The following is a 17,550-nucleotide window of genomic DNA, read 5'->3' on the forward strand; positions in this document are numbered from 1 at the left end:
TGTGGGTAAGCTGCGCTGCGCATCGGCCGCAGACGCCAGGGCGATCGCGCAGCGGTTCATTCGCCGCAATCAACCCGCAATCTCTTCCAGCGCACGATTGCGCGTGCGCGGCCCGAACACTGCAATCACGCTCGCCACGATCGACATGCTGAGCGCGATGAAGGCCAGGACGCCATGGCTGCCGACCTGCGCCAGCAGCCAACCGATCAGCACGCTGCTCACTGCCGTGGACAAGCGGCTGAACGAATAGCAGAAGCCCACCGCACGCGCACGCAGACCGGTGGGGAACAGCTCGGCCTGATAGCCGTGATAGGCAAAGCTCATCCAGGCATTGCAGAACGCGACCATGGCCCCGCACATCACCATGCCGGCTGCCTGATGCTGTAACGCGAACAGCCCACCGAACAGCACCGCGCCCAACGCCGATGCGGTGATCTGCCATTTGTTTTCCCAGCGCTGCGCAAACCGCAGCAACACCAACGGCGCTAGCGGGTAGGCCAGCGAGATCGCAAACGAATACGCCAGGGTTTTGGTCACCCCGGGCCCAGTGCCCTGCGCCGAGATCAGCGCCGGCAGCCAGTTACCGAAACCGAAAAAGCCGATTGCCTGAAACACATGGAAGACCACCAACATGCCGATGCGCCCGCGATACGGCGCGCGCCATAGCAGCGATGTCGGCATGACGCCGGCAGGCGAGGGCACGACCGACTGCGGCTCGGGTAATGGCGCACCCACATCGCGCGTGCAGCGCGCCTCCAGCTCGGTCACCACTGCATCGGCTTCCGCATGTCGGCCGTGCGCGGCCAGCCAGCGCGCCGATTCAGGTAAGCGACTGCGCAGCCACCAGATCGCCAGCGCAAACACGCCGCTGAGCAACACCACCCAGCGCCAGCCGCTCACACCCAATGGCGCATACGGCACCAACATCCACGCGGTCAGCGCGACCGTGGGCACCGCCAGAAATTGCACGAAAAATGCGAATGCGAACGCCGCACTGCGCATGTGCCGCGGCACCAATTCGGACAGATAGGTGTCGATGGTCACCAGCTCGATCCCCAACCCGATGCCGACCACAAAGCGCAGCACGATCACACCGGTGGCGGTGCTCTGCAGGCCCATCGCCACGGTTGCGGCGGTGTACCAGATCAGGGCGAAGGTGAACACCGGCCGACGCCCGAATCGGTCGGCGAACGGGCTCAAGAGTGCGGCACCCACAAACAGCCCAAGGAAGGTGGCGGCCGCAAATGCGGCTTGATCGGACATGCCGAACGCTCCGTCCGCGCCGCTGGCAAAAATGCCGTCACGCATCAGCCCGGGGCTGATGTAGGCGGTCTGGAACAGGTCGTACAACTCGAAAAACCCGCCCAGCGCCAGCAATCCCACCAACCGCCATAGCGTCGCGCTGGCCGGCAATCGATCGATCCGCGCCGCGATCTGCGCCGAAAGCGAGGGCTGTGCAAGGGCAGGCGAGGCAGTCGGAGACATGGGCGAACAACCGCAGGCAGGGTGCCTTCATCATAGCCAGCGTCTGGATCCGGTCGCGGCCAAGCTTCGTCGCGCAGTCAATGCGTTCGTCTGCGGGCGAGAGGGCGCCTGGCATTCAGCAGGGAGCAGGCGGCGAGGGGGCAGCAATTCGCACTGTGCACCAGCAACATCAGCAGCAGCCAGCAGGCGATCAAGCAGAAGGCAGAAGGCGAGCAGTCTGCACTCACCACCAGCGTGCCCAGCTAGAGCTCCTCGCCCCTCGGGGCGCAGAGGCACGGCTTGCGCGCCATTGGCGCGCTTGCCTTGGAACGCCCGTGTTGCAGGCCCGGCCCGGAGCGCGCAGCGGGGGCAAGGGTCCGGTGCAAATCGTTCAGCAGGCCGCGCAGCACTCCGCTCCGATCGCAGCCGGCGCGAGGCACGCATGCGCAGACACTTGTGACGAAATGAGGCGCTCGCGGAAACGGAGCGACCGCGACCGCGCCGTCACCGAAGCACTCCCCCAGACCGCAGACACAACGTGCTCCGCCAGCAGCACGCTCAACACCGCAGCGACTCTTGTCAGAGCCCACGCCCCATCCGTTGTCCGACTGCTGGAATGCTGTAATCCCCCTCAGCACCCGCCAGGCCGCTGGCAAAACCGCCGGGCCAGCCCCATCTGTTGCTCATAACTCTCTCCGGAGTCATCCGATGACCCGCATTTCCGTGCTCGATCTGGCGCCAGTTTGCGAAGGCAGCGATACCACCCAGGCCTTCGCCAATATGCTCGATCTGGCCCAGCATGCCGAGGGTTGGGGCTATCAACGCTACTGGCTGGCAGAGCACCACAACATGCCGGGCATCGCCAGCGCTGCTACTGCCGTGTTGATTGGCCATGTCGCTGGCGGCACCAAGACCATCCGTGTCGGTGCCGGCGGCATCATGTTGCCCAACCACGCACCGCTACAGGTGGCCGAACAATTCGGCACGCTCGCCTCGCTGTATCCGCAACGCATCGACCTGGGCCTGGGCCGCGCGCCCGGCACCGACCAGCCCACCGCACGCGCCCTGCGGCGCTATTTCGACAGCGCCGATCACTTCCCGCAGGACGTGGCCGAATTGCTGCGCTATTTCGCGCCGGCAGTACCGGGGCAACTGGTCCAAGCCGTTCCCGGCGCCGGGCTGGAGGTGCCGGTGTGGCTGCTGGGGTCGAGCCTGTTCAGTGCACGCCTGGCGGCAGCGATGGGCTTGTCGTTTGCGTTCGCCTCTCACTTTGCACCCGACGCGATGGACGAAGCGGTGGCGATCTATCGCCGCGAATTCCGCCCATCCGCACAGCTCGCCAAGCCGCACGTCATGCTGGCCTTGAATGTGGTGGCGGCCGACACCCAAGCGCAGGCACGGCGTCTGTTCACGACCCAGCAGCAGAGCTTCGTCAATCTGCGTCGGGGCAAGCCGGGCAAGATCCCCGCGCCCATCGACGACATCGACAGCTTCTGGCAGCCACATGAGCGCGTGGGCGTAGAGCGTGCACTGGCCTGCACGGTACTCGGCGATGCCGAGCAGATCACACAAGGCGTGGCCGATTTCATCGAGCGCCACACGCCGGACGAACTGTTGTTCACTGCCAACATCTACGACCACGCCGCGCGCTTGCGCTCCTTCGAAATTGCCGCTGCAGCATGCCGCGAGCTGGATGTGACTTTGGCGTGATTCACGTCGCTTTGCGCGGCGATCCGCTGTGATGCGTGCACATTCATTGGGAAGACCAGCATGCAATTTCAGGAACGCAGCGAGAGCATCAAGCAGTTGGCCGAATTGATCCGCGGCGTGGACATCGCGATGTTCACGACCGTGTCGGCCGACGGCAAACTGGTGAGCCGCCCGCTGGGCACGCAGGAAGTCGAGTTCGACGGCGACCTGTGGTTCGCCACCGCCGCCGACAGCCCGAAAGTAGCGGAAATTGCCGCCGATCCGCGCGTCAACGTGGCCTATGCCTCGGCCTCGAAAAACACCTATGTCTCGGTGGCCGGCACTGCGCGTGTGGTCCATGACCGTGCCAAGATCGAAGAACTGTGGTCGCCGGCGATGAAGGTGTTTTTCCCGGGTGGCAAGGACGACCCGAACCTGCGTTTGATCCACGTGCGCGCCGAATCGGCCGAATACTGGGATGGCCCCAGCGGGTTGCTCGGCAAGGCACTGTATTTCGTGATGACAGCGGTGACCGACGATACCGGCAGCCTGTCGGACAACCGCGTGGTCGATCTGAAGTAACGCCGTTAGAAACGCGCCGGACGCGTTGCGCTCAGCGCCAGGCGTCCGGCCACCAATCGCGGATCAGGTCCACCAGCTGGTCGGAGGTGACCCCGAAGACGGCCACCGAGATCAGCGCAGCTGCCCAGCCCACCAGCATCAGTGCGCCGTCGCGCTCGAGCAGGGCCAGCGCAAATAGCAGCAGGATCAAGCCGAAAAGATAGTTGGTGAACGGGATCGGCAGCGTCAGCAAAATGCCCACCAGCACCAGCAGCAAGCCGGTAAATACTTGCGCCGGCATCCGGTCCAGCATGCCGTGCAGGCGCGGTTTGAGCAGGCGATCCAGGCGTTGCAGCGTTGGCCCCAATCTGGAGACGAAACGCTGGCTGGTGCGACGGCGCGGCCCACGTTCGCCGATGAAGCGCGGCACCCACGGCTTGCGTAGGCAGCACATCATTTGCAGGCCGATCAGGATCGTCAGCGGCCCGCTGATGCCACCGGCAACCCCGGGAATCGGGATGAACGAGGGCAGGATCGCCAGAAACAGGAACACGCCGAAGGCGCTTTGCTGCAGATCGGCCAAGATCTCGCGGACACGTAACACCTGGTCCGGATCGCCTTCGCTGAAGGCCGCCAACAAGCTGCGGATGCCTTCGTTGCGGTAACGCATCTGCTCGCTGGTGTCGTCGCGCGGTGCGCTGCCGTCACCCGACGATGTCATCGCTGTCCTCGTCGCCTAGCCGGCGCAACAGCAGCTTATCCACGCGTGCACCATCCAGGTCCACGATCTCGATGCGCCAGCCGGCCCAATCGAAGAATTCGCCGGCCTGCGGAATGCGTCCGAAGTAATAAATGCACAGGCCCGCAAGCGTGTGGTAGTCGCCTTCGTCGGCGTCCGGCAAGTCGGCGCCGAGCACTTCGCGGAGTTCTTCCACCGGCAGCGAGCCGTCGATCAGCAGCGAGCCGTCGGCACGCGTGATCACCAGCGCGTCTTCGTCGGTGTTTTCCACCGCCTGCAGACGGCCGACCACCGCGCCCATCAGGTCGCTGATGGTCACCAATCCGCGGATTTCGCCGTATTCGTCCACTACCAGCGCCATCGACTGCTGTTCTTCGCGGAAGATCTCCAGCAGCTTCATCGCATGCGTGGATTCGGACACGAACAAGGTATCGCGCAGTGCCTGGAACAGATTCTCCCCGTGCCCGCCCATGCGCGTAACCAGCGATTTGACTTCCAGCACGCCGGCAATGTCCTGGTCGCTGCCGCGGTAGACCGGGTAACGCGAAAATTCGTGCTCGCGCATCACCTGCAGATTGCGTTCCGGCTCGGCGTTGGTATCCAGCCAGGCGATGCGGTTGCGCGGGGTCATCAGGCTGTCGGCGGTGCGGTCGCCCAGCCGCATCACCCGGTTCATCATGTCGCGCTCGTGCGTATCGATCACCCCGGCTTCGTGGCTTTCGGCCACCAGCATGCGGATCTCTTCTTCGGTGACCGATGCCGACTCGTTCTTGCCCATGCCCAACATGCGCAGGACCAGCCGGGTGGAGCGCGCCAGCACCCACACCCCGGGCGCGGCAATCTTGGCCAGCCAGGCCATCGGCACCGCAACGAAGCCGGCGATGTCTTCGGAATTGCGCAGCGCCAGCCGCTTGGGCACCAGCTCGCCGAAGATCAGCGTCAGGAAGGTGATCAGCGCCACCGCCAGGGTGCTGCCGATGACAACCGAGTAAGGACGCGGCTTGCCGACCAGTTCGAACGAGGCGGCCAAGGCCGGGAACACATCCTGCAGCCAGCTGGCGATGGCCTCACCGATCGCTTCGCCGCCGAACACGCCGGTCAGGATGCCGATCAGGGTGATGCCGATCTGGACCGTGGACAGGAAGTTTTCCGGACTTTCCGCCAAGGCCAGCGCCCGCGCTGCGCGCTTGCTGGAGCCGGCCATCTGCTTGAGGCGGCTCTTGCGCGAGGTCATCAACGACATCTCCGACATGGCGAAGAAGCCGTTCAACACAATCAGGGCGATGACGATCAGAAACTCAACCACGGGCGTCTTCCCCGTTCAGTGAAGGGGAGGGCGGGGGAGCACTGGGTCTGCCGGCGGGCGCATGGGCCGGGCGGCAACACGGGGGGATAGGGTCGTCTTCCATAGGGTGCACCCGAAGGCGCGGGGGCATGTTACCAAACCCCAGGGTGGTTCGAGTTGGGAAATGCCGATGTGAAGGCCGGTTCCCGGCCCGAGATACCCAGGAAGGTCATGGAACGGTCATAATTCGCGCCTGGCGCCGTCTCTCCCTCGACGGCAGGAAGTTGTCCCCCCATGTTCTCGTTGCAGACCATCTTCGGTTCCGGCAAGCAGTTCTATGCGCTTCTGAACGAAGCGGCGCAGGCCGCCTACGACAGCACCAAGGCGTTGCACGCCATGATGCGCGAGTCCGACCGCCAACCCGCGCTGGACGCCTTCAAGCTGGCCCGCCTGCGCGAACGCGCTGCCTCCGACAAGATCGGCCAGGCGCTGGTGGACAGCTTCATGACCCCAATCGAGCGCGAAGACATCGAAGCGCTGGGCTCTGCGCTGTACAAGATCCCCAAGCAAGTCGAAAAATTCGCCGACCGCTATTCGCTGGCGACCAAGCACCTGGAACACATCGACTTCGCTCCGCGCGCAGCGATGCTGGAGCAGGCCGCCGGGGTGGTGGTGGAGATGGTGACCGACCTACCGCACATGAACATCGACCGCATGACCGCGCTCAACGACAAGCTGCGCACGCTCGAAAACGAAGCCGACCGGCTGATGCTGGAGCTGTACCGCGACATCTATTCCGGCCGCCTGGACACGCTGCAGATGTTCCTGCTCAAGGAGTTCTTCGAGATCCTGGAAAAAGCCATCGACCGTTGCCGCGAGGCAGGGGTGGTGGTCTACCAGATCGTGCTGAAGAACAGCTGAGGTCGCCGCGTGCTTACCTTAGTTCTGGTGGTGATCCTGGCTGCGTTGGTGTTCGAATTCATCAACGGCTTCCACGACACCGCCAATTCCATCGCCACCGTGGTCGCCACCAAGGTGCTTTCGCCCGGTTGGGCGGTGATGCTGGCGGCCGGCATGAACCTCATCGGCGCGCTGACCGGCACTGCCGTGGCGCTGACGATCGCCTCGGGCCTGCTCAACACCAACGTGGTGGAAGTCACCCCGCAGGTGATTCTGTGCGCGCTGCTGGGCGGCATCATCTGGAACCTGATCACCTGGTGGAAAGGCCTGCCGTCGTCGTCGTCACACGCCCTGATCGGTGGGCTGTGCGGCGCCGGCCTGGCCGCCGCGCACAACAACTGGGACGCGCTGATCTGGTCGGAAAGCGTCGGCAGCTGGGCCAAGAACAAGGGCCTGTTGTGGAAGGTGTTCGTGCCGATGATCACCTCCCCGATCGCCGGCTTTTTGCTCGGTATCGTGGTGATGGTGCTGCTGTGGGCGATCATCGCCGGCATGGCCAAGCTCGGCGGCCGGATCGGGCGGCTGGCGCGGCCGCGCTGGGTCAATGCGTTCTTCGGCAAGGCGCAGATCGCCTCGGCCGCCTACATGGGCTACGCGCACGGTCACAACGACGCGCAGAAGACCATGGGCATCATTGCGATGACCTTGATCGGCGCGCAGTCGGCCGGTGCGTTGGACGATCTGCCGAGCTGGCTGTCGTTCCTGCATCCGGGCACCGGCCTGACCGCTGGCGCCGGCATCCCCATGTGGATCGTGCTGACCTGCGCAGTGGTGATGGCCGCTGGTACCGCCTCGGGCGGTTGGAAGATCATCAAGACGCTCGGCCACAAGATGGTCAAGCTGCATCCCATCCATGGCTTTGCCGCAGAAACCAGCTCGGCGACGGTGCTCACCGTGGCGGCGCATTTCGGCATGCCGGTGTCCACGACGCACAGCATTTCCACCGCGATCATGGGCGTGGGTTTTGCCAAGAACCCGCGTTCGCTGCGCTTGGGCGTGATCGAGCGCATCGTCTGGGCCTGGATTCTGACCATCCCGGCGGCTGGCGGCGTGGCGTACCTGATCCTGATGCTGTTCGAACTGTTCGGCTGGACCTGAGCCGTGTCGCGGTGCGGTCACGCACCGTGGGCACGCTACGATGCCGTTACCGCGTAGACCCGCTCCTGGTGGGTCTGACCGCACGTTATGAGTGAGACCCTTCCGCGATGATGCTGGCCCTGGTGTGCGTGTTGTTCGGGTTCGCCTGGTTGATCGATTGCCGCGGATTGCGGCGCTTTTCCCGCGTGTTGGGTCTCGCCAGCGTGTTGCTGGTGTTGGCGGTCGGCTGCGGCCCGTTGCCTTCGTGGATGCTGCAACACCTGCAGCACACCGGGGTCAACGATTTCAACGCCTGGGGCGCGCGCAACGTCATCGTGTTGCTGGGTGCCGGCACCGTGCGCCCGGAAGGCCGTGACGCGGTAGCCGAAGCCAATCTGTTTGCCTACGGCCGCATCGTCGAGTCGGCGCGGCTGTATCAGCAATGCCGGCACAGTGGTGGCGACTGCAAGATCGAGATCAGTGGCGGCGACGCGCGCGGCCTGGGTCTGTCCGAAGCGGTGGTGTATCGGCGCGTGTTGGTTGGCGTGGGTATTCCGGGGGCGGACTTGATCATGGAGCCTTCGAGCATGAACACGTGGCAGAACGCGCAATTCAGCCAGCCCCTGCTGCGCGCATATCGGCCTGATCGCATCGTGCTGGTGTCATCGGCCACGCATCTGCGCCGCGCCGAATTGTATTTCCGCCATTTCGGCATCGATGCCACGCCGGTGCGCGCGGATTGGCTGACCGCTAGCTGGTCTATCCTGCCGCAGAGCTACAACTTCACCCTGGCCGATGTCGCCCTGCACGAATACCTGGGCATTGCGCGCTATCAGCTCTACCAATGGATGGGCTGGAACGTCAAAGCAACCGCGCCTGGCGCAGTGTGAGCGCAACGGTATTCCGCTAATCCATCGCCGGACGTTGATACGCCCGGCGATGGATGCACTCAGCGTGTTTCGTACATCGCCTTGACGTCGGTGCGGAACGCGCTCTGGCTGTCTGCACGGTTGTAGAACATGTGGCCGCCCGGATATTCGCGCACTTGCACGCGTTTCGGGTCGCTGCCCATTGCCGGCATCTGATCCACCGTCAAGACCGACCCCATGAACGGGCAGGAGAGGTCGTTCCAGCCGTGCGCGATCAACACGCGCAACTTCGGGTCGATCGCCACCGACTGACGCAACTGGGTCACCGCACCCTTGCGCAGTTCGTCGTTCCAGTCCCAGAGCTTGTTGACGTCGTAGTTGAGCGCGCGATATTGCGCATCGATCTTCCAGCCGACCACACGGGTGACGAAGTCCACCATCGCGGTGGTGGTGGGTGCAATGATGCTGTCCAGCAGCGGGTCGTTGGCGCGTTGTTCGGCATCGTTGGGGAACGGGTCGAAGGCGGTCACGTTGGAATCGTAACGGCTGCCCAACTCGCCCTTGTCGCGAAACACCTCGCGCAGATAGGCCTGGGTTTCCAGGCGCCCGCCGGAGCGCCGCACGTACGCCGGGTCCAGCCCGGTCATCCGGGTGACCTGCTGCAGCATCGCTTCGGTGGCCTGCGGGTCGGTGCGGCCCTTCATCAGCGCCACTGTGTAGTCGCCGCGGGTGTAGTCGATCACCTGGCGCATTGCGCTGTCGCTGAGCTGGCCCTGGCGCTCCAGGTGTGCGGCAGCGATCGATGGCAAGGTCAGCATCCATGCCAGGGGCGACACATCGCTGTTGTCGTCCAGGGTCGGATTGAGGTACGGCGACACCAGCACCACGCCGTTCATCGCCACGCCCAGTTGGGTCTGCAGGTAATGGGTGATGCGTGGGCCGCGGAAGCCGCCATAGCTTTCGCCGACCAGATACTTGCGCGCCTGCAGGCGGCGGTTCTTGAGCAGCCAGTCGTAGATCACCCGCGAGAGATATTCCACATCCGCCTGCGGGTTGTAGAACTGCTTCTTGGCCTCGTCGTCGCCGATCAGCGCACGGCTGAAGCCGGTGCCTACCGGGTCGATGAACACCAGGTCGGTGAAGTCCAGCCACGTACCCGGGTTGTCGCGCAGCGTGGCAGGTGCTGACGCGCTGTCGCCTTCGGCGCCGAAACCGACGATCTTCGGCCCGATCGCGCCCATGTTGAGATACACCGATGCGGCGCCCGGTCCACCGTTCAACGCAAAGGTGACCGGGCGGTCCTTGCCGTCGACGGTGTAGGCGGTGAATACCACTTCGCCCGTGGTCTTGCCCTGTGCATCGCGCACCGGCAACGTGCCGACCGTGGCGGTGTAGCTCAGGCTACGGCCGGCCACGCGCGTGCTCTGACGCACGCTGGCATCGGCGGGCAGAGGCGCCTGTTTGGCGGCGGCAGCCTCGGGTTTGGCATCGCTTTTATCGGCTTTATCTGGCGCATCGGCCAGCGCCGTCCCGCTGAGTAACACACACGCCAGCAGACAGGCACGAAGAATGGAGGGCATGGGCAACGACTTCGGGGCAGGGAAGCGCCCGATGCTAGCCCGCTGCAGAGCCCGGTGAATGTGCAAGAAGGCACGGGTGTCGCGCGGACCGCAGCCTTCAGTCTCTACAAAGAAATTCAGAATGAGCGGTCTGAAAGTACGCCGCTTCGGAAAAATGTGCAGCATCCCCTTCTCGCATCGGGAAAAGGGGCCCGGCAGGGGCGGATGAGGGTGCGCCTCAGGGAGATATCATCGCCGCCAATGGCGAACGTGTCCCCACGCGCCAGCTGAGTGAATCGATGGCGTCATGTTCACTACCCCAACCCCTCTTCCGACGGGAGAGGGGTTCTCGCTTTGGAGGCGTCTAACTTTGGAGGCGTCTAACACTCCAGTGTTCAGACTTCCAGCGACGCCAGATCGCCCTTGGTTTCCAGCCACTGCTTGCGGTCGCTTGCGCGCTTCTTGGCCAGCAGCATGTCCATCAACGAACGCGTCTGCTCACCATCGTCGATGGTCAGCTGCACCAGCCGGCGCGTGTCCGGATGGATGGTGGATTCGCGCAACTGCTGCGGGTTCATCTCGCCCAGGCCCTTGAAGCGGGTGACACTGATCTGGCCCTTCATCTTCTCGCGCGCGATCTTGTCCAGCAGCGTGGTCTTTTCTTCTTCGTCCAGCGCATAGAACACCTGCTTGCCCACGTCCACGCGGAACAGCGGCGGCATCGCCACGAACACGTGGCCGGCGGCCACCAGCGCGGGGAAGTGCTGCAGGAACAGCGCCGTCAACAGCGTGGCGATATGCAGGCCATCGGAGTCGGCGTCGGCCAGGATCACCACCTTGCCGTAGCGCAGCCCGGTGATGTCGTCCTTGCCTGGGTCGCAGCCGATCGCAATGGCCAAGTTGTGCACTTCCTCGGAGGCCAGCACGCTGCCCGATGCCACTTCCCAGGTGTTGAGGATCTTGCCACGCAGCGGCAGGATCGCCTGGAAATCCTTGTCGCGCGCCTGCTTGGCCGAGCCGCCGGCCGAGTCGCCTTCCACCAGGAACAGCTCGGTGCGCGACAGATCCTGGCTGATGCAATCGGCCAGCTTGCCGGGCAGGGCCGGGCCCTGGGTGACCTTCTTGCGGACGATCTGCTTTTCGGTCTTCAACCGTGCGCTGGCGCGATCGATGGCGATCTGCGCGATCTTCTCGCCGATCTCCACGTTCTGGTTGAGATACAGGCTGAAGGCATCGTGCGCAGCACCTTCGATGAAGCCGGCTGCCTGACGCGAGGACAGGCGCTCCTTGGTCTGCCCGGAGAACTGCGGGTCGGTCATCTTCAGGCTGAGCACGAAGGTGACCCGATCCCACACATCTTCCGGCGCCAGTTTGACCCCACGCGGCAGCAGATTGCGGAAATCGCAGAACTCGCGCAGCGCATCGGTCAGGCCAGAGCGCAGACCGTTGACGTGGGTGCCGTGCTGGGCGGTCGGGATCAGGTTGACATAGCTTTCCTGCACCAGCTCGCCTTCCGGCACCCAGGCCGCGGCCCAGTCGACGATTTCGGTGTCTTTTTTCAGAGTGCCGACGAACAGCTCGGCCGGCAGCATCTCGTGCTCGGCCATCTCGCCTTTCAGGTAATCGCGCAGGCCGTTTTCGAAATACCAGCTGTCCTGCTCGCCGGTCGCTTCGTCGTGCAGCTTCACGGTCAGGCCGGGGCACAGCACCGCCTTGGCGCGCAGCAGATGCCGCAGTGCGCGCACGTTGAATTTCGGCGTATCGAAATACTTGGGGTCTGCCCAGAACCGCAGCCGCGTGCCGGTGTTCTTCTTGCCCACGGTGCCGACCACTTCCAATTTGGAAGCGGCATTGCCGTCGCGGAACTCCATGCGGTGCTCGCTGCCTTCGCGCTTGATGAACAGCTCGACCTTGGTCGACAGCGCATTGACCACGCTCACGCCCACGCCGTGCAGGCCGCCGGAGAAGGTGTAGTTGCGGTTGTTGAACTTGCCGCCGGCATGCAGCCGGGTCAGGATCAGCTCCACACCTGGAATCTTCTCTTCCGGGTGCATGTCCACCGGCATGCCGCGGCCGTCGTCGGACACCTCGCAGCTGCCGTCCTTGTACAAGGTAACTTCGACCTGCTTGGCGTGGCCGGCCAGCGCCTCGTCAACCGAGTTATCGATCACTTCCTGCGCCAGATGGTTCGGGCGCGCAGTGTCGGTGTACATGCCAGGACGGCGTTTGACCGGGTCCAGGCCCGACAGCACTTCAATATCGGCGGCGTTATAACGGGTGTTCATGCATCTCGTTGGCACGTGAAACGACGCGCAAGTGTGGGGGCTGGGACGATTTTTTGCACGCGACAGGCGTTCAGTGCAGGGCTGGGTGCCACTGGATACCCTGGCGTTGGTTTCGGAACCAAACGTCCCCACCTGAGGATGTCACCGAAGCTAAAGAGGACGCCATGAAGTTCAAGCACATCCTGATGCTCACCCTCGGTGCGGCCGCAGTCGCAGCGCTTCCCGCCATGGCTCAGGCCGCTCCGCAGCAGACCGGGCAGGGCGCCACCGCGCAGAAGGCCGACGACGCGAAGGCCAAGAGCGAAGCCGAGCGCAAGGCCGAACGCCGCGCCGCCGCTGCCGCGCAGAAGCCCAAGGGCGACGTGTCGCCGCGGGAGGAAGAGGAAGAAAAGAAGCCGGCGCGCTGATTCTTCTGCGCATCGCTCAAGTGACACGCAGACGCCCCGGCTCCGGCCGGGGCGTCTGCATTTGCGGCCCACGCAGCATGCACTTTTTCAGCGTGGAATGACCTCGCCACCACGCAACCCTTGGGCATTTGCCCGTCACCCGCTAAACTATGGCTTTCCGGGAGGCTTCAAGCCCCATGACCCCCCTGATTTTTGTTACCGGCGGCGTAGTGTCCTCGCTAGGCAAGGGCATTGCCGCCGCTTCGCTTGCCTCCATTCTGGAAGCGCGTGGCCTGAAGGTCACGATGATGAAGCTGGACCCGTACATCAATGTGGATCCGGGCACGATGAGCCCGTTCCAGCATGGCGAGGTCTACGTCACCGACGACGGTGCCGAAACCGACCTGGATCTGGGCCACTACGAGCGCTACGTGCGCACGCGCCTGTCGCGCAAGAACTCGGTGACCACCGGCCGCATCTACGAGAACGTGATCCGCAAGGAGCGTCGCGGCGATTATCTGGGCGCCACCGTGCAGGTGATCCCGCATATCACCGATGAAATCCGCCGTTGCATCGACGAGGCCACGGCCGGCTTCGATGTCGCGTTGATCGAGATCGGCGGCACCGTCGGCGACATCGAATCGCTGCCGTTCCTGGAGGCGATCCGCCAGGTGCGCACCGAGCGCGGCGCGGAAAAAGCGATGTTCATGCATCTCACGCTGGTGCCGTACATCGCGGCGGCCGGTGAGTTGAAGACCAAGCCGACCCAGCACTCGGTCAAGGAACTGCGCTCGATCGGCATCCAGCCGGACGTGCTGCTGTGCCGGTCCGAGCAGGCGGTGCCGGATTCGGAGCGCCGCAAGATTGCGCTGTTCACCAATGTCTCCGAGCGCGCGGTCATCAGCTGCCCGGATATCGACGTGCTGTACGGCATGCCGCTGGAATTGCTGCGCCAGGGATTGGACGAGTTGGTCATCGAGCAGTTCAAGCTACGCGACAAGGTGGCTGCGGCGGATCTGTCCGAATGGGCTGCCGTAGTGGATGCGGTCAAGCATCCGCTGGACGAGGTCACCATTGCCGTGGTCGGCAAGTACGTCGATCACCAGGACGCCTACAAGTCGGTGGCCGAAGCGCTGCGTCACGGTGGCCTGCGTCAGCGCACCAAGGTCAACCTGAAGTGGCTGGAAGCGCAGGATCTGGAAGGCAGCGACATGGCTGCGTTGCAGGACATCGACGGCATCCTGGTGCCGGGCGGATTTGGCGACCGCGGTTTCGAAGGCAAGGTGCTCACCTCCAAGTATGCGCGTGAGCACAAGGTGCCGTATTTCGGTATCTGCTACGGCATGCAGGCGGCGGTGGTGGACTATGCCCGCCATGTGGCCGATCTGGATGCGGCCAACAGCACCGAGAACGACCGCCAGTCGCCGCACCCGGTGATCGGCCTGATCACCGAATGGCGCACCGCCACCGGCGAAGTGGAAAAGCGCGACGAAAAATCCGACCTGGGCGGCACCATGCGCCTGGGCCTGCAGGAGCAGCGCCTGAAGCCGGGCACGCTGGCGCGCGAGGTGTACGGCAAGGACGTGGTGGCTGAGCGGCATCGTCACCGTTACGAATTCAACAACCGCTATCGCACGCAGCTGGAAGACGCCGGTCTGGTGATTTCCGGCAAGTCGATGGACGACACCTTGGTGGAAGTGGTGGAGCTGCCGCGCGAAACGCACCCGTGGTTCCTGGCCTGCCAGGCGCATCCGGAATTCCTGTCCACCCCGCGCGACGGCCACCCGTTGTTCATCGGCTTCGTGCGCGCTGCGCGCGAGAAGAAGGCGGGCGGAAAACTGCTGAAGGAAGCGCGTGCGTGAGCTGTTTCCCTCTCCCCTCGGGAGAAGGTGCCCCGTAGGGGACGGATGAGGTGCGCCGCAACACACTGGAAGATGGCAGCTGTGATGAACGCGCCGCCACGCGCCAGCCAGGGCAAGCCATGGGGCTTCACAAGCGCCCCGCAACCTTACCTTCACCCCCAACCCCTCTCCCGATGGGAGAGGGGCTTTAATCCATAGGTGACCTGATGAAACTGTGTGACTTTGAAGTTGGTCTGGATCAGCCGTTGTTCCTGATCGCCGGCCCGTGCGTGATCGAGTCGATGCAGCTGCAGCTCGACGTCGCCGGCAAGCTCAAGGAAATCACCGGCAAGCTCGGTGTCAACTTCATCTTCAAGTCGAGTTTCGACAAGGCCAACCGCACCTCTGGCACCAGCTTCCGTGGCCCGGGCCTGGAAGAGGGGCTGAAGGTGCTGGATGCGGTGAAGCAGCAGATCGGCGTGCCGGTGCTCACCGACGTGCACGAATACACCCCGATGAACGAGGTCGCCGCCGTCGTTGACGTGCTGCAGACCCCGGCCTTCCTGGTGCGGCAGACCGACTTCATCAGGAACGTCTGCGCCGCCGGCAAGCCGGTCAACATCAAGAAGGGGCAGTTCCTGGCGCCGTGGGACATGAAGCCGGTGGTCGAAAAAGCCAAGTCGACCGGCAACGAGCAGATCATGGTCTGCGAACGTGGCGCCTCGTTCGGCTACAACAATCTGGTCAGCGACATGCGTTCGCTCAGCGTCATGCGCGACACTGGCTGCCCGGTGGTGTTCGATGCCACCCATTCGGTGCAGTTGCCGGGCGGGCAGGGCAGCAGCTCCGGCGGCCAGCGCGAGTTCGTGCCGGTGCTGGCGCGCGCGGCGGTGGCCGTGGGCATCTCCGGCCTGTTCGCCGAGACGCATCCGGCCCCGTCCAAGGCGCTGTCCGATGGTCCCAATGCCTGGCCGCTGGACCGCATGGAGGAGTTGCTCGAAACGCTGATGGAACTGGATGCGGTGACCAAGAAGCACGGGTTCGCGCGCTTCGCATGAGGTCCGAGCCATCGGCGTTGGCGGCATCGCATCGCCAACGCCGGCACTGGCGCCACTGGCCATGGGGCTGGATGGCGTTGGGCCTGTCGCTGACGGCCTGGGCCTGCCTGGCCGTCCTGGCCCTGCTGTTCACCGCCAGCATCGGCATGCCGGGCGACGGCAACCAGGCGATGCAGGCCACGCGCATGCCGATGCTCGTGACGCTACTGACAGGCGCATTGCTGACGCTGGGCGGTCTTGTCGCCAGTCCGGTCGCGTTCTCGCTGCGCCGCCAGTCGGGCGCCGCAGCCATCGCTCTGACGTTACTGCTGCTGTTGCTGCTGTTATTCGGTTTGTCGCTACTGGCCTTGAGAGCCGCGTCGCCTGATCGCGCCGTCCCTGCCTTCATCCGGCTCCAGGCGATTTGGCAATGGACCGGTGTGCAGCGATAATCCGGCAGCTTGTTTCCGGTGTACTTCCCCCTTACTGGTAACCGATCGACCTATGACCACTATCGCCAAGATCCTCGCCCGCGAAATCCTCGATTCCCGCGGCAATCCCACGCTGGAGGCCGAAGTCACGCTGGCAGACGGCTCATTCGGCCGCGCCGCTGTCCCCTCGGGCGCCTCGACCGGCACCAAGGAAGCGGTGGAGCTGCGCGACGGCGACAAGACCCGTTACATGGGCAAGGGCGTGCGCCATGCGGTGGACAACGTCAACGGCACCATCGCCGAGACGCTCAAGGATTTCGATGCGGCCGACCAGCAGGGTCTTGACCGTCGCCTGATCGACCTGGATGGCACCGAGAACAAGGGCCGCCTGGGCGCCAACGCGTTGCTGGGTGTGTCGCTGGCCGCCGCGCATGCGGTTGCCGCCTCGCGCAAGCAGCCGCTGTGGCAGTACCTGTCGACCATCACCGAAGCCGATGTGCAATTGCCGGTGCCGATGATGAACATCATCAACGGCGGCGCGCATGCCGACAACAACGTCGACTTCCAGGAGTTCATGGTGTTGCCGGTCGGTTGCAGCTCTTTCTCCGAAGCACTGCGCGCCGGCACCGAAATCTTCCATTCGCTCAAGTCGGTACTCAAGGGGCATGGCCTGAGCACGGCGGTGGGCGACGAAGGCGGCTTTGCGCCGGACTTCCGCAGCAACGTCGAAGCGTTGGACACCATCCTCGAGGCGATCGGCAAGGCGGGTTACACCGCTGGTGAAGACGTGCTGCTCGGCCTGGACGTGGCCTCCAGCGAGTTCTACGACAACGGCAAGTACAATCTGGTGGGCGAGAACAAGCGCCTGACCAGCGAGCAGTTCGTCGACTTCCTGGCAGACTGGGTCGCGCAGTACCCGATCATCAGCATCGAAGACGGCCTGGCCGAAGACGATTGGGCCGGCTGGAAGCTGCTCACCGACCGCGTCGGCAAGAAGGTGCAGCTGGTGGGCGACGATCTGTTCGTCACCAACCCGAAGATCTTCAAGCAGGGCATCGACTCGGGCACCGCCAATGCGATCCTGATCAAGGTCAACCAGATCGGCACGCTGACCGAGACGTTGGAAGCGATCGCCATGGCGCATGCGGCCAATTACGCGTCCATCGTCTCGCACCGTTCCGGCGAAACCGAAGACACCACCATCGCCGACATCGCCGTAGCCACCACCGCCACCCAGATCAAGACCGGCTCGCTGTGCCGCAGCGATCGTGTGGCCAAGTACAACCAGTTGCTGCGCATCGAGCAGGCGTTGGGTTCCGGCGCGCGTTACGCCGGCCGCGACGCGTTCGTTTCGATCAAGCGATAAG

General features: G+C 64.2%; 15 protein-coding genes. 10 read left to right on the forward strand and 5 right to left on the reverse strand.

Going from position 1 to position 17,550, the window contains the following annotated elements; all coding sequences use genetic code 11:
* Window positions 1-69: 69 nt before the first annotated feature.
* Window positions 70-1,485, reverse strand: a complete 1,416-nt coding sequence (locus XpruCFBP8353_RS19360; protein WP_101364682.1) for an MFS transporter — start codon at window positions 1,483-1,485, stop codon at window positions 70-72.
* A 687-nt stretch (window positions 1,486-2,172) separates the two neighbouring features.
* On the opposite strand from XpruCFBP8353_RS19360, the gene XpruCFBP8353_RS19365 reads away from it, so the two are divergent.
* Window positions 2,173-3,174, forward strand: a complete 1,002-nt coding sequence (locus XpruCFBP8353_RS19365; protein WP_101364683.1) for an LLM class flavin-dependent oxidoreductase — start codon at window positions 2,173-2,175, stop codon at window positions 3,172-3,174.
* Between the two features lie 60 nt (window positions 3,175-3,234).
* Window positions 3,235-3,735 (forward strand): pyridoxamine 5'-phosphate oxidase family protein, encoded by a 501-nt coding sequence (locus tag XpruCFBP8353_RS19370; RefSeq protein WP_101364684.1) that lies wholly within the window; start codon window positions 3,235-3,237, stop codon window positions 3,733-3,735.
* A 31-nt stretch (window positions 3,736-3,766) separates the two neighbouring features.
* Here the strand turns inward: XpruCFBP8353_RS19370 and XpruCFBP8353_RS19375 are convergent, their stop codons facing one another.
* Window positions 3,767-4,435, reverse strand: coding sequence for an exopolysaccharide biosynthesis protein (locus XpruCFBP8353_RS19375; RefSeq protein WP_162301121.1), 669 nt, complete (start codon window positions 4,433-4,435; stop codon window positions 3,767-3,769).
* Window positions 4,419-5,759 carry a hemolysin family protein gene (locus XpruCFBP8353_RS19380; RefSeq protein WP_101364685.1) on the reverse strand — a complete coding sequence of 447 codons (1,341 nt, stop codon included), beginning with the start codon at window positions 5,757-5,759 and terminating at the stop codon, window positions 4,419-4,421. Before XpruCFBP8353_RS19380 ends, XpruCFBP8353_RS19375 begins: the two co-directional genes overlap by 17 nt.
* A gap of 273 nt (window positions 5,760-6,032) precedes the next feature.
* Here XpruCFBP8353_RS19380 and XpruCFBP8353_RS19390 point away from each other — a divergent pair, with 273 nt between their 5' ends.
* The 3 genes from XpruCFBP8353_RS19390 (at window position 6,033) to XpruCFBP8353_RS19400 (ending at window position 8,665) form a co-directional block, all read left to right on the forward strand.
* Window positions 6,033-6,659 carry a DUF47 domain-containing protein gene (locus XpruCFBP8353_RS19390; RefSeq protein ID WP_101364686.1) on the forward strand — a complete coding sequence of 209 codons (627 nt, stop codon included), beginning with the start codon at window positions 6,033-6,035 and terminating at the stop codon, window positions 6,657-6,659.
* A gap of 9 nt (window positions 6,660-6,668) precedes the next feature.
* Window positions 6,669-7,796, forward strand: a complete 1,128-nt coding sequence (locus tag XpruCFBP8353_RS19395) for an inorganic phosphate transporter (RefSeq protein ID WP_101364687.1) — start codon at window positions 6,669-6,671, stop codon at window positions 7,794-7,796.
* 107 nt (window positions 7,797-7,903) lie between these two features.
* On the forward strand, window positions 7,904-8,665 hold the full coding sequence (locus XpruCFBP8353_RS19400; protein WP_101364688.1) for a YdcF family protein: 762 nt from the start codon (window positions 7,904-7,906) through the stop codon (window positions 8,663-8,665).
* Between the two features lie 59 nt (window positions 8,666-8,724).
* On the opposite strand, the gene XpruCFBP8353_RS19405 is transcribed toward XpruCFBP8353_RS19400, so the two are convergent.
* Both XpruCFBP8353_RS19405 and parE read right to left on the reverse strand, forming a co-directional pair.
* Window positions 8,725-10,224: a S10 family peptidase gene (locus XpruCFBP8353_RS19405; protein WP_101364689.1), complete on the reverse strand. Its 1,500-nt coding sequence runs from the start codon at window positions 10,222-10,224 to the stop codon at window positions 8,725-8,727.
* Between the two features lie 374 nt (window positions 10,225-10,598).
* The gene (gene parE, locus XpruCFBP8353_RS19410) at window positions 10,599-12,488 is read right to left on the reverse strand and encodes a DNA topoisomerase IV subunit B (protein WP_101364690.1); all 1,890 of its coding nucleotides are present in this window, start codon (window positions 12,486-12,488) and stop codon (window positions 10,599-10,601) included.
* Window positions 12,489-12,652: 164 nt separating this feature from the next.
* On the opposite strand from parE, the gene XpruCFBP8353_RS19415 reads away from it, so the two are divergent.
* From XpruCFBP8353_RS19415 to eno, 5 genes are all read left to right on the forward strand, one after another.
* Window positions 12,653-12,895, forward strand: a complete 243-nt coding sequence (locus XpruCFBP8353_RS19415; RefSeq protein ID WP_101364691.1) for a hypothetical protein — start codon at window positions 12,653-12,655, stop codon at window positions 12,893-12,895.
* Window positions 12,896-13,071: 176 nt separating this feature from the next.
* On the forward strand, window positions 13,072-14,736 hold the full coding sequence (locus XpruCFBP8353_RS19420) for a CTP synthase (RefSeq protein WP_101364692.1): 1,665 nt from the start codon (window positions 13,072-13,074) through the stop codon (window positions 14,734-14,736).
* Between the two features lie 206 nt (window positions 14,737-14,942).
* The gene (gene kdsA, locus XpruCFBP8353_RS19425) at window positions 14,943-15,773 is read left to right on the forward strand and encodes a 3-deoxy-8-phosphooctulonate synthase (RefSeq protein WP_101364693.1); all 831 of its coding nucleotides are present in this window, start codon (window positions 14,943-14,945) and stop codon (window positions 15,771-15,773) included.
* Between the two features lie 71 nt (window positions 15,774-15,844).
* Window positions 15,845-16,204 (forward strand): hypothetical protein, encoded by a 360-nt coding sequence (locus tag XpruCFBP8353_RS19430; protein WP_341475819.1) that lies wholly within the window; start codon window positions 15,845-15,847, stop codon window positions 16,202-16,204.
* A 52-nt stretch (window positions 16,205-16,256) separates the two neighbouring features.
* Window positions 16,257-17,549: a phosphopyruvate hydratase gene (gene eno / locus XpruCFBP8353_RS19435; protein ID WP_101364694.1), complete on the forward strand. Its 1,293-nt coding sequence runs from the start codon at window positions 16,257-16,259 to the stop codon at window positions 17,547-17,549.
* The last annotated feature ends 1 nt before the right edge of the window (window position 17,550 follow it).

Origin of the sequence: Xanthomonas prunicola, from assembly GCF_002846205.1 — a bacterium.
In the GTDB taxonomy this organism is placed as follows: domain Bacteria; phylum Pseudomonadota; class Gammaproteobacteria; order Xanthomonadales; family Xanthomonadaceae; genus Xanthomonas; species Xanthomonas prunicola.

Coding starts and splice junctions, on each gene's coding strand:
- XpruCFBP8353_RS19365 (WP_101364683.1), top strand. CDS start 2,173: ATGACCCGCATTTCCGTGCTCGATCTGGCGCCAGTTTGCGAAGGCAGC.
- XpruCFBP8353_RS19405 (WP_101364689.1), bottom strand. CDS start 10,224: ATGCCCTCCATTCTTCGTGCCTGTCTGCTGGCGTGTGTGTTACTCAGC.
- kdsA (WP_101364693.1), top strand. CDS start 14,943: ATGAAACTGTGTGACTTTGAAGTTGGTCTGGATCAGCCGTTGTTCCTG.
- parE (WP_101364690.1), bottom strand. CDS start 12,488: ATGAACACCCGTTATAACGCCGCCGATATTGAAGTGCTGTCGGGCCTG.
- XpruCFBP8353_RS19420 (WP_101364692.1), top strand. CDS start 13,072: ATGACCCCCCTGATTTTTGTTACCGGCGGCGTAGTGTCCTCGCTAGGC.
- XpruCFBP8353_RS19370 (WP_101364684.1), top strand. CDS start 3,235: ATGCAATTTCAGGAACGCAGCGAGAGCATCAAGCAGTTGGCCGAATTG.
- XpruCFBP8353_RS19400 (WP_101364688.1), top strand. CDS start 7,904: ATGATGCTGGCCCTGGTGTGCGTGTTGTTCGGGTTCGCCTGGTTGATC.
- eno (WP_101364694.1), top strand. CDS start 16,257: ATGACCACTATCGCCAAGATCCTCGCCCGCGAAATCCTCGATTCCCGC.
- XpruCFBP8353_RS19375 (WP_162301121.1), bottom strand. CDS start 4,435: ATGACATCGTCGGGTGACGGCAGCGCACCGCGCGACGACACCAGCGAG.
- XpruCFBP8353_RS19430 (WP_341475819.1), top strand. CDS start 15,845: ATGGCGTTGGGCCTGTCGCTGACGGCCTGGGCCTGCCTGGCCGTCCTG.
- XpruCFBP8353_RS19390 (WP_101364686.1), top strand. CDS start 6,033: ATGTTCTCGTTGCAGACCATCTTCGGTTCCGGCAAGCAGTTCTATGCG.
- XpruCFBP8353_RS19415 (WP_101364691.1), top strand. CDS start 12,653: ATGAAGTTCAAGCACATCCTGATGCTCACCCTCGGTGCGGCCGCAGTC.
- XpruCFBP8353_RS19360 (WP_101364682.1), bottom strand. CDS start 1,485: ATGTCTCCGACTGCCTCGCCTGCCCTTGCACAGCCCTCGCTTTCGGCG.